11 protein-coding genes are annotated in these 17393 nt (G+C 42.9%); all 11 read left to right on the top strand.

Going from position 1 to position 17393, the window contains the following annotated elements; genetic code table 11:
• The first annotated feature begins 202 nt into the window (after positions 1-202).
• The 11 genes from NSS67_RS22915 (at position 203) to NSS67_RS22865 (ending at position 17388) form a co-directional block, all read left to right on the top strand.
• Positions 203-1507, top strand: a complete 1305-nt coding sequence (locus tag NSS67_RS22915; protein WP_339315940.1) for a hypothetical protein — start codon at positions 203-205, stop codon at positions 1505-1507.
• A gap of 267 nt (positions 1508-1774) precedes the next feature.
• On the top strand, positions 1775-3349 hold the full coding sequence (locus NSS67_RS22910; RefSeq protein ID WP_339315939.1) for a glycosyl hydrolase family 28 protein: 1575 nt from the start codon (positions 1775-1777) through the stop codon (positions 3347-3349).
• Positions 3350-3518: 169 nt separating this feature from the next.
• Positions 3519-4508, top strand: coding sequence for an L-glyceraldehyde 3-phosphate reductase (mgrA, locus tag NSS67_RS22905; RefSeq protein WP_339315938.1), 990 nt, complete (start codon positions 3519-3521; stop codon positions 4506-4508).
• A gap of 15 nt (positions 4509-4523) precedes the next feature.
• The gene (locus NSS67_RS22900; RefSeq protein WP_339315937.1) at positions 4524-5594 is read left to right on the top strand and encodes a Gfo/Idh/MocA family oxidoreductase; all 1071 of its coding nucleotides are present in this window, start codon (positions 4524-4526) and stop codon (positions 5592-5594) included.
• An 81-nt stretch (positions 5595-5675) separates the two neighbouring features.
• Positions 5676-8810, top strand: coding sequence for a glycoside hydrolase family 2 TIM barrel-domain containing protein (locus NSS67_RS22895; protein ID WP_339320674.1), 3135 nt, complete (start codon positions 5676-5678; stop codon positions 8808-8810).
• A 655-nt stretch (positions 8811-9465) separates the two neighbouring features.
• Positions 9466-9903 carry a Gfo/Idh/MocA family oxidoreductase gene (locus NSS67_RS22890; protein WP_339315936.1) on the top strand — a complete coding sequence of 146 codons (438 nt, stop codon included), beginning with the start codon at positions 9466-9468 and terminating at the stop codon, positions 9901-9903.
• A gap of 323 nt (positions 9904-10226) precedes the next feature.
• Positions 10227-11144 carry an ABC transporter permease subunit gene (locus NSS67_RS22885; RefSeq protein WP_339315934.1) on the top strand — a complete coding sequence of 306 codons (918 nt, stop codon included), beginning with the start codon at positions 10227-10229 and terminating at the stop codon, positions 11142-11144.
• 48 nt (positions 11145-11192) lie between these two features.
• A complete protein-coding gene (locus NSS67_RS22880; protein WP_339315932.1) occupies positions 11193-12077 on the top strand; it encodes a carbohydrate ABC transporter permease in 885 nt (294 codons plus the stop codon).
• Between the two features lie 144 nt (positions 12078-12221).
• The gene (locus tag NSS67_RS22875; protein ID WP_339315931.1) at positions 12222-13949 is read left to right on the top strand and encodes a hypothetical protein; all 1728 of its coding nucleotides are present in this window, start codon (positions 12222-12224) and stop codon (positions 13947-13949) included.
• Between the two features lie 204 nt (positions 13950-14153).
• Positions 14154-15602, top strand: a complete 1449-nt coding sequence (locus NSS67_RS22870) for a response regulator (protein WP_339315930.1) — start codon at positions 14154-14156, stop codon at positions 15600-15602.
• Positions 15589-17388, top strand: coding sequence for a histidine kinase (locus NSS67_RS22865; protein WP_339315929.1), 1800 nt, complete (start codon positions 15589-15591; stop codon positions 17386-17388). The genes NSS67_RS22870 and NSS67_RS22865 overlap by 14 nt, the downstream gene beginning before the upstream one ends.
• Positions 17389-17393: the final 5 nt, after the last annotated feature.

Raw genomic sequence — 17393 nt, 5'->3', positions numbered from 1 at the left:
GTAGGTTGCAATTATAATTACTTATACGAAACCCGATTATACGATAACAAGCTCGGCTTTCAATTTGCATGTAGACGACACCCCTATCTTTGTTGAAAAGTTCTTGGACTACCATTACGCTCACTTTTCTTGCTCGGGAACATCTATAGTAACGGTCACTGCAAATGAGCCAATCACAAGCTATGATATAAGCCCTCACAGTTTGGGGATCACCGAGACAGTAAGCGGGAATCAACTGAATTTCTCTATTGACAGTAATGCCGAGAAACCATCTTATTTGGTTATTCAGATTAATAACTTGGAGAAATTGGTAGTTCTGGCTGACCCTTTGGAAAGTGATGCTCCGTCATCTTCGGGAACAGATGTTTATAATATAACAAGCCCACCCTATTGTGCAGACAACACATGGACGAGCGACGTTACCGGCATCATACAACAAGCAATTGATGATGCTTCTGCCGCAGGCGGAGGAGTCGTCTATGTACCCGCAGGTGTGTATAAAGTGAAGGATATCCTTTATATCAAGAGCAATGTCACCCTGTACCTACAGGGCGGGGCAGTCATAAAGTCAAATCCGGACAGAACCCTATATGAGTATACGACCAGTAGGGAAGGGAAAATATTTATAGATCCCATGATAAGGATTGACCATGCACCTAATGCTAAAATATTGGGACGTGGTGTACTGGACGCGAGTGGTATCGAGATTATGGATAAAGATCGTGCATCATCAACTTATCTCGGATATAGAAGAAACGTTATTGTAGGTAATTATTCCAATCATGTAACGATAGAAGGCATCCTGATAAAGGATTCAACAACGTGGACGATTAACGGTATACAAGGTGGCGACGGATTTAGGGTAAGACATGTTAAAATTATCAATCATAAAAATGCAGACCAATATAAAATCATGAATGACGGTATAGATATATGCGGAACAAGAAATGCAATCGCGGAAAAAAACTTTGTCATGACGGTAGATGATGCCCTCTGTGCGAAATCGACGATTACTGACTTTTCCATGTATAATGTACGTTTCAAGAACAATATTGTATTTTCGTCTTGTGCTGGCCTCAAAGCAGGTTTACAGTCATTAAGCCCCATGTATGATGTATGGTTTGAAGATAATGACGTCGTACAGGCACGGCGTGGTATCGTGGCAGAAGCCACCTCGGGAACTCAACAGATGAACGATATCCATTTTGTGAATACAAGGGTGGAAAGCTTTGTTTTTACTTCCATGGGTAAAAGTATTCCTGTAGAAATCGATGCGCAAACAGCACCTATTTCAAATGTATATATTGATGGCGCTTTATTCGAGAAATTAGCATTTAACCCCATCCATATCTATGGCTCAAGTAATACGAATGCTGTAAAGAATGTTACGTTTAACGATTTGAACATGTGTGGAGACGTTATAACGAATGTCTTGGAAGCACGGATCATTGAGGGCAATTATGCAGCGGATGTAAGTGTGACATCTATGTCTAACAAAGAATTATAGATATTAGTTCTTTTCACAGAGCCTCGCAAGATTGCGGGCTCTTTTTGCTATATATTGACGTCTCTTAACGAATATTTTTCATAAAAGAAACGAATCTAATACATTTTTATTGATGAACCTATACCATAGAATAAATATGATTGAAAACGCTTACTGGAATGGAGGCTGTTCAATATTATCTATTTCAATTATGGATAACATGTTTGATGCGTATTGGTTACGGGAAAAAGGATGAGCAATTACAAGTAAATGGGAGGCGAAATCATTATGTATTTGAGTAAAAGGAAATGGCGAGTTGGAAATTTGTTGACGAAAATGATCCTAGTTGCTGCCCTCATATTCAGTGTCAATATTAGCATGGCTCAACCTGCTTCGGCTGCAACTGTAGTAACATATCCTTCTTACTTCGGTACAAGCCAGACCTACACTTTGAAGGTTGATTCGACTACGATCAGGGTTGCCAGGCAGTTTGATTATTCCTTTGCCCAGTTTTCTTATTCCGGTACGGCTACATTCAAAGTAACAGCCTCAGAAAACATCAACACCTATGACATCAGCCCGCACAGTTACGGCATCGAGGCAACGGTAAGCGGCAAGGATCTAAGCTTCACCCTTCCCCAAGCCGAATCGCGGTACTTAGTGATCAAGATCAATAACATGGAGAACCTGGTCATTATGGCTGATCCTCCAGAAACAGACAGACCATCGCCCAATGGCGGCAGTGTAAAGAGCATCAATGATTATTCGGGCGTGGACAAAACGGGCGGCACATTAATGACGTCCATCATCCAACAAGCCATCAATGACGCAAACGCTCGTTCCGGCGGCGGCACTGTTTATTTTCCGTCGGGTATTTATAAGTTCTCTCAACTTGAGATGAAAAGTAACGTTACGCTCTATTTAGCTGCCGGTGCCGTACTTCGCGGGTCATCGGATGTAAACGACTATGATTTCTCCGGGGACGTTTTTCCCGCAGCCAACATCCGTATCGTAGGGAAATCGAACGTAGCGATCAAAGGAAGAGGGATGATCGACTCCAATGGGACTACGCTTACAACGGGCGATAGCGGGCCGAACCGTGAGAACATTATCTCTTCTTCCAAAAGTGGAGGGGGAACCAAACCCAATAATCTAACTTTCGAGGGTATCACTCTAAGGGATGGAACTACTTGGAACTTCAGGATTCAGGACGCTACTAACGTCAGCATCAAAAATGTGAAGATTATAAATAACGTTAACTGGATCCATGGAGATGGCTTTGATCTCGTCAATACTTCTCACGCTGTTGTGGATCAATGCTTCGGCTATACCGGCGATGACGTATTTGATGCGAAATCATCATCGGAAGAACCGATGACGGATGTCGTATACAAAAATTCGGTTGCCTTTACCGAATCTGCAGGTACCAAGGTAGGCATGCAAGGACAGGCATCGGTCAGTGATATTTGGTTTATGAATATTGACGTGATCCAGGGCTATCGGGGCATCAGCGTGGATCATGACCAAGGGAATGGTGTATGGGATGATATTCATTTTATCGACATCCGTACGGAAAAGATCTTTAACAATGGCACCTCCGGCCAATTTAGGACGGCTCCGATCCTCATCTGGACGGCTAAATATGGCAGTAACGAGGTTGGCCCAGTTAGCAATATAGAACTGACCCGCGTCAGCTTTGAGAATATCAACAATTTTCATTCCTTCATTCAAGGTTATGATAGCACAAGCAAAGTTTCCAATGTAACCATCACTGATCTAATGATGAATGGTGAGAAGATCACTAGCGCTTCCCAGGGGCTAATTAATATCGGCCCGAACACGTCCAATATTACTTTTCAATAATGGCAAATGGCTCAAAGGTCGTTCAATGGACGGATAATCGCGGAGATAACAGAAGTGGATGTTAATTGAACAGTAGACAAGAAAACTATTGACTGGTTGGTCGTGGGCGAAGTGCGGATTATGCGTTCTTCGCCCACATACATACACAGAGTAAGATGGAGGCTGTTTTATGAGTTATACACCTAAAAATGAACGATATTCCAATATGAAGTATACAAAGTGCGGAAACTCTGGCCTCAAACTGCCTGCTATTTCCCTTGGTCTTTGGCAAAATTATGGAGATGTGAATGCAGTTGAAACAGAGCGTGAGATGCTGCGTCGCGCCTTCGATCTTGGGATTACCCACTTTGATCTGGCGAACAATTATGGGCCCCCAGAGGGAACCGCAGAAGAGAATTTAGGTAGAATAATGAAAATGGACTTTGCGGGATACCGTGATGAATTAATTATATCTACCAAAGCCGGCAATCCAATGTGGGAAGGTCCCTATGGAGACGGAGGATCAAAGAAGCATATGATGGCCAGTCTTGATCAAAGCCTGAAGCGTATGGGTCTTGAATACGTTGACATTTACTATTCGCACAGACCTGACCCAGAGACACCCGTGGAAGAAACGATGTATGCACTTGATAGGGCAGTAAGGCAAGGAAAAGCACTTTATGTAGGGTTGTCCAATTACAGTGCCGAGCAAACCCGAGTGGCTGCTGCTACTTTGAAAGCTCTGGGTACCCCATGCTTAATCCACCAACCTAAGTACAATATGTTCGATAGGTGGATAGAAAACGGGCTGCAGGATGTATTGAAGGAGGAGGGAATAGGATCCATAGCATTCTCACCTCTGGCAAAGGGACTGCTAACCAACCGTTACCTCAACGGAATTCCATCTGATTCTAGGGCTGCAAGTTCCAGTCGATCGTTGAGTGTCCAAGCCATTACAGAGGGGGTTATCTCCAAGATTACTCGCTTGAACAGCATTGCGTTAAAGCGCGATCAAAGCCTTTCTCAGATGGTCATTGCGTGGGTGCTTAGAGAAGGTCGTGTTACATCTGCACTAATAGGAGCAAGTAAGGTAAGCCAGATTGAAGATAACGTAGCAGCCCTGAACAATTTGGATTTCAGCCAGGAAGAGCTGCTGAGCATTGAGAAAATATTGAAATAGCTAGGAGTGGATTGCATGAGTTCAAACAAACATACTGTAGTCATCATTGGATATGGTGGCATGGGAAAATTTCATGGTCAATTGATCAGTGAAAACGAACATCTGGAGGTAGCGGGTACGTTCGACCTGCTGGAAGCGCGGCGGGAAGCGTCCATACAGGCCGGTTTCAAGGCATATAAGAGCTATGAAGAGGTGCTTGATGATCCCGCTGTCGAGGTCGTACTGATTGCCACACCTAACGATGTCCATAAAGAAATTGCCATCCGTGCGCTTGAGGCCGGCAAGCATGTCATCTGTGAGAAGCCGGTAGCCATGTCTTCGGCGGAGTTCAAAGAGATGATTGCTGCAGCCGATGAAGCTGGCCGTGTGCTGATGGTCCATCAGAACAGACGTTGGGATGAGGATTTCCGTGTAATCAAGCAAATGTATGAAACAGAAACGATTGGATCACTGTTCCAGATTGAATCCCGCGTGCACGGGGCGAACGGAATTCCTGGCGACTGGCGGCATGTCAAGGAACAGGGCGGTGGTATGCTGCTGGACTGGGGCGTGCATTTGCTAGACCAGCTGCTGTTCATGATCGACAGTAAAGTGATTAGCGTCTATAGCACCTTAAGTTATATCCTCGGCAACGAAGTCGATGACGGTTTTGAAGCCGTTCTTCAATTTGAGAATGGCATCAAAGCCATCATAGAAGTTGGCACGACCAACTTTATCGCTTTGCCGAGATGGTATGTGAAGGGGACGGAGGGTTCAGCCGTAATTGAGGACTGGTCTCTGACCGGAAGAATCGTCACTCGAAACAGTGATAGCGAGCACCGGGAGCCGGTTCCGATCCGCGCCGGTGTAGGTCTCACTAAGACGATGGCTCCGCCTAGGAAAGGCTCGACGATTACTGAAGCACTGCCTCCAGCCGCAGAACTACCGGACGGGTTCTACAATAATTTTGTAGCCGTAATTGAGGGCACAGCTGAACCCATCGTAAAGAATGCTGAAGTGCTGCGTGTACAGAATCTGATTGACGCAATCTTTGCAGCCGATGCCAGCAACGAAGTTATTAAAGACTTTGACACATACGGAGCATAAGAGCACTGTAGTAGAAATCTTACGCCTCGTCGCGGCAGAAGACACCATGTGCAACTTTATTTTTGGAGGTATTAATTGGCTATGAAGAACGACTGGGAAAATCACAGACTGCTGCAGCGGAACCGGCTTCCGGCGAGAGCTGCATTCATCCCCTTTGGTGATGACGAAAGTGCTCTATGCAATGAAAGGAACCTATCTCCTTACTTTATACCCTTAAACGGAAATTGGAAATTCAACTATTCCCCTACACCTGCGCATGCTCCAACTGAATTCCACCTTGAAGCTTTCGACGCTAGCAGCTGGGATGACCTGTCTGTACCGTCTTGTTGGCAGATGCACGGCTACGGAAGACCTCATTATTCAAACGTTGTCTATCCGTTCCCTGTTGTACCGCCGCTTGTACCAACCGACAATCCGACGGGTTCCTACCGCCGTGAATTTACGATTCCCGCCGTCTGGAGTGGACAACGCATTACGCTGAATTTTGAAGGCGTTGATAGTGCATTCTTCGTTTGGGTAAACGGACAAGATGCAGGCTTCAGTAAAGGAAGCCGCATGCCTTCGCAGTTCGATATCACCGAACTTGTTCGCGAAGGGGCGAACGTCCTTGCGGTTCGCGTTATGCAGTGGTCCGACGGCTCTTATATCGAAGATCAGGATATGTGGTGGCTGAGCGGTATTTTCCGCGACGTTTATTTGACAGCTGCGCCACAAACTCACTTGTATGATTATACTGTCCGGACACTGCTTGATAGCGACTACCGTGATGCAACGTTTGAAGTCAGCATGCGCTTGCGCAGTGTGAATGCAGCAGCTCAAGGGGTACGGGTTGAGCTGCAATTGCTAGATGCGTGCGGGGGAGCTGTAAATGGCGGCAACACGGAGCAAATCATAACCGGTGATGAACTGACACAAGACCATGAGACGGTGTTTACGCTTCCACTTGTCAACCCGAGAAAATGGTCTGCGGAAGATCCCTACTTATATAAGCTATTGATCCGGGTAATTGGCGAAACTACGCAGGTAATTTCCGCGCGCGTTGGTTTCCGCTCCATAGAGCTGAAAGGTGGCGTACTGCTGGTTAATGGGGTTCCTATAAAGTTCAAAGGTGTTAACCGACATGACCATCATCCCGACCTTGGACGAACCATACCGCTAGATTCGATGCAAAAAGACGTCCTATTGATGAAGCAGCATAATATTAACGCTGTTCGCACCTCTCATTATCCGAACGATCCGCGTTTCTATGATCTGTGTGACGAATACGGTCTTTACGTTATTGATGAAGCCGATCTAGAATGTCACGGCTTCCATCGGACAGATAACTCGAATCAATTAAGCGATGACCCGGATTGGGAAGCTGCTTATTTGGACCGGATGAAGCGGATGATCGAGCGTGATAAGAATCATCCTTCTATTATCCTTTGGTCACTTGGTAATGAATCCTACTACGGCTGTAATCATGCAGCGATGTACCGATGGGCCAAGGAGCATGATCCAACTCGTCTTGTCCACTATGCGGAAGATAGAGAGGCTGCGACCGCCGACGTATTCAGCACCATGTACAACAGGATTTGGCAGCTGCATGAGCTTGGTCAGCGTGAAGATCTGGGCAAGCCCCACATTGTTTGTGAATATGCGCATGCCATGGGAAACGGTCCAGGTGGTTTAAAGGAGTATTGGGATGTTTTCTATACCTATAAGCGACTACAGGGCGGCTTTGTTTGGGAATGGGTCGATCAAGGCATTCGGCAACGAACGGCTGACGGCAAAGAATTTTTCGTCTATGGCGGCGATTTCGACGACCATCCGAACGATTCGAACTTCGTCATCGACGGCCTCGTGAACCCGGATCGTGTCCCCTCAGCGGGACTGCTGGAGCTAAAGAAGGTGATGGAGCAGGTTGTGATCGAAGGGGTGGATCTACAGGCTGGAGAGTTAAAGCTTACGAATCGATACGATTTCTTGTACCTGGATCACCTACAACTTGTTTGGCATGTAGTGGCAGACGGACAAGTTCTATGCTCGGGCACAAGTGAGCTGCCTGATATCGCGCCGGGTTGTACGGACACCGTGAACATCAATTATGTGCTGCCAGATCGTTTGGGACCAGCAACGGATTACTGGTTGAACGTCAATGTGCTGCTTGCCGCTGATACGATTTGGGCTGAATCAGGCTTCGAAGTTGCGTGGGCCCAGTTTGAACTGCCAAATAAATCGGAGCTAATACCTACCGTAGAACTATCCAACTTCACACCATTGTCCGTGAAGGAGGATGGCGTGATCCTAGAGGTGCTGGGAAGCGATTTTGCGATTCAGTTTGACCGTGTTTATGGAGTGATCGCTGATTGGAAGCATGAAGGCGTCCATCTTCTGGAGGAAGGACCAAGGCTCGATCTGTGGCGCGCTCCAACGGACAATGATATGCGACCGATCGGTGACTGGAGAACCTCCATCGATAATGACCAACGTGCGACGGTCGTATGGAAGAAGAGTGGGCTGCACTGGCTACAGCACCGCGTCATGAGTTTGGACTGGAGTAGTAACATTATCGGATCGGCTGTGACGGTCACCTGTAGGGTACGTGTGGCTCCGCCGATTCTGAAATGGTCGGTCGACACCGTATATACGTACACGATATACGCAAATGGGGACATGATAGTCGAGGTGAATGGATCGATCGACGGCAGCGGCGCTCCGGAGACGCTCCCGCGTATCGGGCTGCGGCTTGCACTGCCGAACGATTGTGACCAGGCCGAATGGTACGGCCGCGGCCCTGGCGAAGCGTACGCGGACTCGAAGCAGGCGGCTAAGTTCGGCATCTATCGGAAAACCGTGCGCGAGCTGTTCACCGAGTACATCGTACCGCAGGAAAACGGCAACCGTACGGATACACGCTGGCTCGCGATGACGAATAAGCAGGGAGCGGGTTTGCTCACATCAGGTTTGCCGCAGTTCGATTTTACGGCTAGGCGCCATACTAGCGAGGATCTGGAGAAGGTGCGGCATACGGTTGAACTGAACGAACGCGACCGGATCTACCTGCATCTCGATCTTGCACAGAATGGCCTTGGCAGTGCCAGCTGTGGTCCCGGCGTGCTCCCGCAGTATGTGCTGAAAGCGGAGAACTTCCATTTCCAGGTCCGTCTTACGCCGCTGTCCTCCGGGTCGGGCTCGCCTACACAGCTTGCTAAACGTGTGCCGCAGGCACATTAATAGATGCAATTAAATAGCTCCTCAGAGCGGTTCTATACCGGTTTGTGGGTCTATAAGTTTCACGTTATACCTTATTTTATGATTGAAAAATCAACATCTTCTGCCCGAGGGACTCCTCAGCAGTATCGCTCATAATGTTAATTAAGGAAAATGTCCCTAATCATCAACACTTTGAGGATATCAGGCTCACTTAATCATGTGTAACGGACTCAGATCCAGCTAATTGTGCATTTTGAGTCTTTTTGAGCGAGTTTGGGACACAGGGGACTTTATTTATCAAAAATAGGGAGAATATTGTGTAACTTTAGTCATATAACTGCACTGGAGTCCGTTAGCATCACAGAAAAGCGAGATTGGTGGAAATAAGGTTACTAGAGTCCGAACGTAATGCGAGTCGTTAAAATCGTGACTAAATTTGTAGATTGAAGCAGGTCTAAGCTCCCAAATAGAAAAAGAAAGTGACGGATATAGGTGGAAAAACGAAGCGGTCGCCTCTGAAGTTCTTGTTTCAACAGCGATTTGAACCCATATCCGTCCCATCCCACGCTGAGGCGGTCAAAATTTACTCCATATCTTTAAAGGACCGAGCCGTAGGTAAGGTCTTTCTTAGTGATGATAATGTTTTAATATGTAACAAAGGTGGAGGGGGATGTGGATGAGAGTTGTTCAAGTTGGACAGGGTGCTTTTGGTTGGCGCTGGTTCCAAGAGATTCTTGTGAAATCTGAGCATGTTGAAGTGGTTGGTATTGTGGAGCACAATCAGGAATTATTGCAAAGAGCGGCTGAAGTTGCAGGTGTTGCGCAAGAGAACTTATTTTCAGATCTTAATGAGGCTCTTGAGAAGGGGAAACCGGATTTTGTACTAAACACGACCCCTCCCCACATCCATAGTGAAATCATACGAACATGCTTACGATATGGCATTCCGGTGTTATGCGAGAAACCTGTCTCGGATGATTGGGAAGATGCCTTGTACTTGTACCAGGATGTCCAACGTTCCGGTGTACGGGTTATGATTGCGGAAAATTACAGATACAAACCTATTATACGGCAGACGAAACGACTGCTGGTTGAAGGTGGGATGTTATCTTGAATCGACCTTACGGAGCGCATGGATTGCAAAACGAATCGGACAATGATTTGAAAATAATTGTGTTTGAAGCCGGTATGTAAAGCAAGGAGATTAACCAAAACAGAGCCCCGCGGTTTGCGGGGCTCTGTTTTGGTTTTGATAGCACGATAATTTCATGCCCGCCCAACCCTATCATCAAATGAATATTTTCCATAAAAGAGACGATATAATTACATTTTTCTACATGCACGTATGCCATACAATAAAAACATCATATGATGCTGGTGCACATTCATTAAAACGCTTTCAAAGTTTTGAATTTATCGCTGCAGGAGGAAACCAAATTGTTAAATACTGAGAAACTGCGTAGAAGAGTAAGAATTAAAGAGAATATACCTTTATACGCCATGTTGATAGTGCCCCTTTTAGTCTTTCTAATCTTTAGTTATGTGCCGATGTTAGGTACAGTGATTGCCTTTAAAGATTACAGATTTATTGATGGCATTCTGGGAAGTGATTGGGTCGGGCTTCGCAATTTTAAGATGATATTTGCACAGCCACAGACTGTATCAGTCATTCGAAATACCTTTGTGATAAGTTTACTTACTCTCATAGTATCGTTTCCGTTTCCGATTATGCTAGCTATTCTTCTGAACGAAGTGAGAAGCAAATGGTTTAAAAAAGCATCACAAACCGTTCTTTATTTGCCGCACTTCTTCTCCTGGATTATCGTTGGAGGGATTATTATCAACATCTTCTCCGTTAACAATGGCCCAATTAATTTTATTATTGAATATTTTGGCGGGGAACCCATTCAGTTTATGTTTAACCATCCGGCATGGATGTCCATCTATCTAGGAAGCGGAATATGGAAGGATACAGGATTTAATTGCATTATCTACTTGGCAGCGCTATCAAGTATTGATCCTACCTACTATGAGGCGGCGGTTATGGATGGTGCTAATAAGTGGAAGCAGATTACGAAAGTCACACTTCCATGTTTGTTACCAACAATCATTCTAACGTTTATATTAGCTACGGGTAAGATCATGGAAGTTGGATTTGATCGCATCTATGTGCTGCAGAATCCAATGGTCAAGGACATCTCAGAGGTCGTGTCCACATTTATCTATGATGTTGGTATCCGTTCTGGTGATTTCAGTTTAACTACGGCTATGGGATTATTCGATTCTGTCATAAGTTTGATTCTTGTACTTACGGCCAATCAAATCGCCAAGAAATCAGGAAATGCGTTATTCTAATCCATTAAGGAATTAGCAAACTAGATATATGAAAGAGAGGAACGACCTTTGAAGATTTCAACTGGAGAGAAAACATTTTATAACATTAACAATATCGTGATTTTCATTATATCCATTACATGTATGCTACCGCTACTTTATATCGTTGCTACTTCATTCAGCAGTGGTTCAGCTATTCAATCAGGCAAAGTATATTTGTGGCCGGTTGAATTCACACCAGCTGCGTATAAAGTACTGTTTGTATCCACGGACATATTTAAATATTTTTGGAATAGCGTCGTCTTAACTGGGGTTGGAACAATACTTAGCTTGGTTTTTACGATCCTTTGTGCTTATCCCTTATCAAAAAAGAAATTGTTTGCTAGAAAGAAAATAACCTTTTTCGTTGTTTTCACTATGCTGTTCGCTGGTGGTATGATCCCATCGTACCTACTAGTGAAATCACTTGGATTGATGAATTCTTATTGGTCCATTTGGTTAACGATGCTGATTAGTCCTTACAATATGCTAATTATGAAGTCTTTCTTTGAAAATATTCCGGAAGAACTGGAAGAATCCGCTCGAATCGACGGTTGTTCCGAATGGCGGATTTTGCTGCAGATGTATCTTCCACTTTCGAAGGCTGTAATTGCTACTTTATGTCTCTTTTATGGGGTAGCTTATTGGAACAATTTCCTGAAAGTATTGATGTATATCAATGATTCCAAAGGTTTTACATTACCTGTGCTCATTCAACAGATGGTGTTCCAACTAGAACAAATAAAACTTGGTACTAGTACAGATCTGGGTGCGGTAGCGGGTTCAAGTGAGGTCATTTCGGAATCCGTTAAGTCTGCTGGGGTTGTCGTGTTGATATTGCCAATGCTTGCTGTATACCCATTCATTCAAAAATACTTTGTAAAAGGCGTTATGCTAGGTTCGGTCAAAGGTTAGGGAAACTTACAATTACGGCCAATGTAGTATGCAATATTGGAGACTGTAAAGAGTACGATAACAAATCGTACTCTTCACATACATATCGAAAACGATTACAATTTCGATACTGTTTTTTCTAAATAAAAGGGAGGCAATAACAGTATGAAGAAAAAAATGTCAGGTTTGGTTGCATTATCACTATTGATGGCCATATCTACTGGTCTCACAGCATGCGGCTCTTCGAATAATGAGTCTGCAAAGAATAACACAGAGAAAACTAACGCAGCAAAGAATGACACTAAGGCGGCAAATCTTACACCTGATGGCCAAGAAAGAAAAGGTAAAGTCTCTGTTATGATTTATGACCGCGGACAAATTCCAGCATCAGAAGGTACGTATGATAATAACCGTTGGACCAAATGGATTCAGGAAAATGCGCCGTTTGAAGAAGTGAAATTTGTCATTGTACCTCGAACAGAAGCTCCACAAAAAATGAATATGCTATTTGCAGCTGGAGAAGGACCGGATGTCGTAGCAAACTATGAAGATGTGGGCCCTTTTATTGCCAAAGGACAGGCATTAGAAATCACAGATGATTTGCTGGCTAAAATGCCTAATTATAAGAAGATTTTAGATGAGAATCCAGCACTCAAAAAGCTTACTACAGTAGATGGGAAACTTTACACCGTAGGAACAATATCTCCTATTTCACCAAATCACACTGCGATTATCCGTGAAGATTGGCTGAAAAAGTTAAATCTCGAGGTGCCGAAGACACCGGAAGAGTTACTTGCTGTAGCAAAGGCATTCGCAGAACAAGATCCTGATGGGAATGGAAAGAACGATACCTATGGAACAACGATGAACGCGGATTCACGAAGAGTGCTTTCGCACATGTTTGGCTTTGGCAATCCAGAGATTTATGCGGTTGAGGATGGCAAGCTGACACATGTATGGGATCGAATGCAAGATTGGCTTACCTTTGCAAAACAAGTTGTAGATGCAAAGGTTGTAGACCCGGACTTCTTACTTGATAAAGGGGATAAAGCACTTACGGATTTCACCAATGGTAAGGTTGGTATTTTCCTTACAGGGAAATTAAGTCAACTGAATTCACCGACATTTGTGAATTTTAAAAAGAGTAATCCAACGGCCAAACTGGAAGCATTTGATTTGCCTGCGACAAAATATGGTACCTTTGAAGGATATGTCAATGGCGGACCATCCATTGTAGGTTTTATTAATTCAGCAACCAAAGATCCTGATGCTGCCGCTAGGTACATTAACTGGTTGACCGATCCTAAGGTTTCCAACTATTTGGTGAATGGACCTGATGGCGTATACAAAAAGAGAGATGCTGAAGGTACCGTTGTAGTTGTGGATCCAGAGAAAAATAAAATCGAATACGATTATGCAGCAGATTACAGTATCATTAGAACTTTTGATTTAACGGATGATTCAGTTAGTCCTTTGGCTAACGAATATTATAACTCGTATCTCAAATCGAGCGACCCTCTTTTACAGGAATTTGGAGTGTTGTACTATAAAATGGCACAAATTGTAAATAAACCAGGTGCAATAGATCCAAGAAAATGGCAACAAACTTTGCCGGCACTTTCTTCTGAATTGCTGTTGCAGGAAACTAATGGATTAAAAGCTGTTGATGATCTGTTCTTGAAATCACTTGCAGATACAGGCAAGACGGCAGAACAAGCTATTGCAGAAGCGAAAGAGCTTTGGAAAAAAGCTGGTGGTGAAGCTGTAGATACCTACTACAATGAGTATTATGCAGAACATAAAGATCAAATGTTATCAACAGAAGATTTTGAGGGCCTAAAAAAAGAACCAGAATTGTTGCCTTCAGCAAAAGCAAATTTTGACAAGCAATAAGAGTGCCTGTGTTATATTGTAAGTAGTCATGATAGGGAATTCTTTGTCCAATTATAAGAAAGTATTAGTTTCACGATATACTTTATCTTTATAATTCTCGCATAAACGCTTACCGTCCTTAAAAGGACGCAGTAGGCGTTTTAGCTAGATTGGATAAAGGGTTCCCTTTCCAGATACTAACAACAGAAATGTGGTGAAACCTCTATGTATCGTGTAGTCATCGTAGACGATGAACCTTGGGCTTTGATCGGCATTCGTAAATTAATAGAACGCAACGGAAACAAGTTTAAAATTATTTGTGAAACAACAGAGCCACTTAAAGCTTTAGAGGTGATTTGTGAAGAATACCCCGATGTCGTCTTTGCGGATATTCGAATGCCTGAAATGACGGGAATTGAATTGATGCAAAGGACTAGAGCACAGGAAAAAGACGTTGATTTTGTTGTAATCAGCGGGTTTGCAGAATTCTCTTATGTGCAGCAAGCACTGCAAGAAGGTGCGATGGACTATCAATTAAAGCCTTTAGATATGGAAAAGGCACAGGAAATGCTAGATAAACTTTATAAAAAGCTAGAGAACAAACGCAGTACCAATGATTTAAGCTTTTATATTTCCTTGCGTGAAGATTTCAAAGATATTCAGCAGCTTTTGAACTCTCGTTTGCGTCATAAATTTTACAAGAGATATCAGGTCGTAACGGTATATTTTAAAAGCGGTGAATATGATGATGAGGGTTTATTAGAATTAGAAAGTAGGGTGCAACTCACAACCTTGAAATTAGGTCCAAAAAAATGTGTGTTTATTATTAATAGTGAAACAGATCAAAGTGAGTTCATTTATCGCAGTCTTGCCGCCAAAGAAAATATCGTGGATCGAGCAGGGATTAGTTTATCTAGCGATAAGGAAGATCATATACCTATGCTTTTAAAAACTTCTGATATCGCGAGTGATGATTGTTTTATTGATACTTCGCGGCGGATCTCACAATACATTAAGGGCAAAAAAAATCTGGTCAAACAATTTGCAGAAGGACTTATTGATGCACTCGAGAGGGCTCAATACAAGAACTTGAAGGATTTCACATTTGGAATATCTGATTTTTTTACTGTAAACCAATTAGGCATTGAAGATGCCGTGTTTTTATGGAATGAAATTGTCATGTATACCACAAAAGATAATGAACGCGATAGTCGAATCATGGACTTTGAGTTTCTGGATTATAGTGAAATGAAAGAAAAGTTCATGAATCTGGAAATGCTCGGTGAATATGTTTTTGAACAATTATCCTACCCGGAACGAGACCAGCTTGGAGATGCAAATAAAAAATTTAAAGAGCTGCTCGAGTACACCAATAAGCATTTTCATGAAGAACTGTATTTGAAGGATTTGTCCACAAAGTATTTTATTAATGTGAGTTATTGTTGTGAGCTGTTTAAAAAGGTTACCACTATGACGTTTTCTCAGTATATGACAGATTTGCGGATGAAAAAGGCTGTTGAATTGCTCCAGAACAGTAACCTGTCTATTGCAGACGTGTGTAAGAATGTTGGTTATAGTGATTATTTCTATTTTAATAAGGTATTTAAACGGAATATAGGGTGTACACCTTCCAAATATCGTAAAACGAGTGGAGATATGAATGCGCTTAATTAGGAATCTGAAGCTGAAACACCAAATATCCCTGCTGATTCTGATTGCACTGATTATGATGATCCTGATGCAGAGTATGTACAATATTTTCTTTAATTCGCTTACTCGGGAACGTGCGGCAAAGTATGCAGGTAATCTCATGGAGCAGGTAGCGCTAAATGTAAATACAATTGCGAACAATGTGGAGAGAGATTCCGTTACGATTAGTTATAGTAAGTATGTGCAGGAACTGATGGTGTCGAACAATCTCCTTCGGAAAATAGAATTAAACGAATATGTCACTGAAATGTTTACGCATACAAGGTCATCCAATCAAAATATTTATAGCATTCTTCTCTTGAGTAATAACGATATGCAAATCTCAGACGCACTACATTATAACAATGATATTTTGAAAACGTTAGAGAAAATATATAATTTCAAAAGCGACGATTTTAGAAAGCCTGTATTTTCTTCGATTGTGAGAGACCGCAGTGATGCGTTCTATTATTATTCCTATATTTCACCTATCTTTTCTTCTTTTGATAACTCTAAAATCGGAAGCTGCATTTTTCTTTTAGATACGCGAGAACTAGAGAAATTATTGAATACAACGGAATTAACGAAGAATTCACTCTTTCTGATCCTTGATTCTGACAATCGAGTAATTGCAAGTAATAAAGGGTTAAAAGCTGGTGACTACTACGATAATATTTTTTGGCAAGAAGGAACAAGCAGTACAGCCAAAGATGAAATTGTGTATGAGGGCAATAAATCCCTTGTCCAATATAAGAAAATTGAAAGTACAGATTGGAAAATCATCAGTGTCCTTCCTATCGTAGAGCTTACGAGTGATATGAAGCCTATTGTCACCATGGGAATCTGGTTAGGTGTCATCATGAGTATCTTGCTGACCATTATTGGTAGTGCATTTATGTATAATACAACTCGTCCGCTTATGCTGATCGTGAGATTTCTATCCAGAGTGGGTGATCGGGATTTAAATTATAGGTTGAAAATGCCATCCACTAATGAAGTCGGTATTATTGCCACTCATATCAATCAAATGCTGGACAATGTAGAAGAAATGACCCGGAATATCGTTGAGAATCAAACGTCACTGTATGAAGCTGAGTTATCCAAAAAACAAGCGGAACTATCTGCGCTGCAAAATCAGATAAATCCTCACTTTCTTTATAATACGTTGAACTGCTTGAGCAGCATTGGTTTGGCTTATGATGTGAGCGAAGTCGTCAGTATATCATCCGCCATGTCGCGGATCTTTCGATATAGCATTAAAGGTCAAGATTTAGTGAGTATTAAGGACGAAATGAGCAGTATTAAAGATTATCTGTTAATTATGGACATCCGCTACAAAGGTAAATTTGAGATTGCCATTGAAATGGAAGAGTCTTTTCTAGAAATGAAATCTTTGAAAATGATTCTTCAACCGATTGTGGAAAATGCGATGTACCATGGCTTGGAGATGAAAACAGGAGTTGGACGTTTGTCCATTCAGGGTTTTATTTCTGAAGATGGCTATATGCAGATCGATGTTGAGGATGATGGCGTAGGAATGAAGGAGAACCAGTTAGCCGAATTACGTAGAGGGATTCTAGATGATGAAAATATGGAGCTATTAGGTACGGACAAAAAGAGTATTGGCCTTAGCAATATTAATAAGCGGATCAAGCTACGATTTGGAGCACAGTATGGTCTGGATGTCGTTAGTGAAGCAGGTAAGGGGACGAAAGTCACTCTCATCCTGCCTATTATCGAACCAACAGGTAAAGTACATCTATTAACTTGAGTCTT

The sequence above is a fragment of the Paenibacillus sp. FSL R10-2734 genome (assembly GCF_037963865.1).
Taxonomy (GTDB): Bacteria; Bacillota; Bacilli; order Paenibacillales; family Paenibacillaceae; genus Paenibacillus_AQ.
This window is presented reverse-complemented; position numbering and strand designations above follow the sequence as displayed.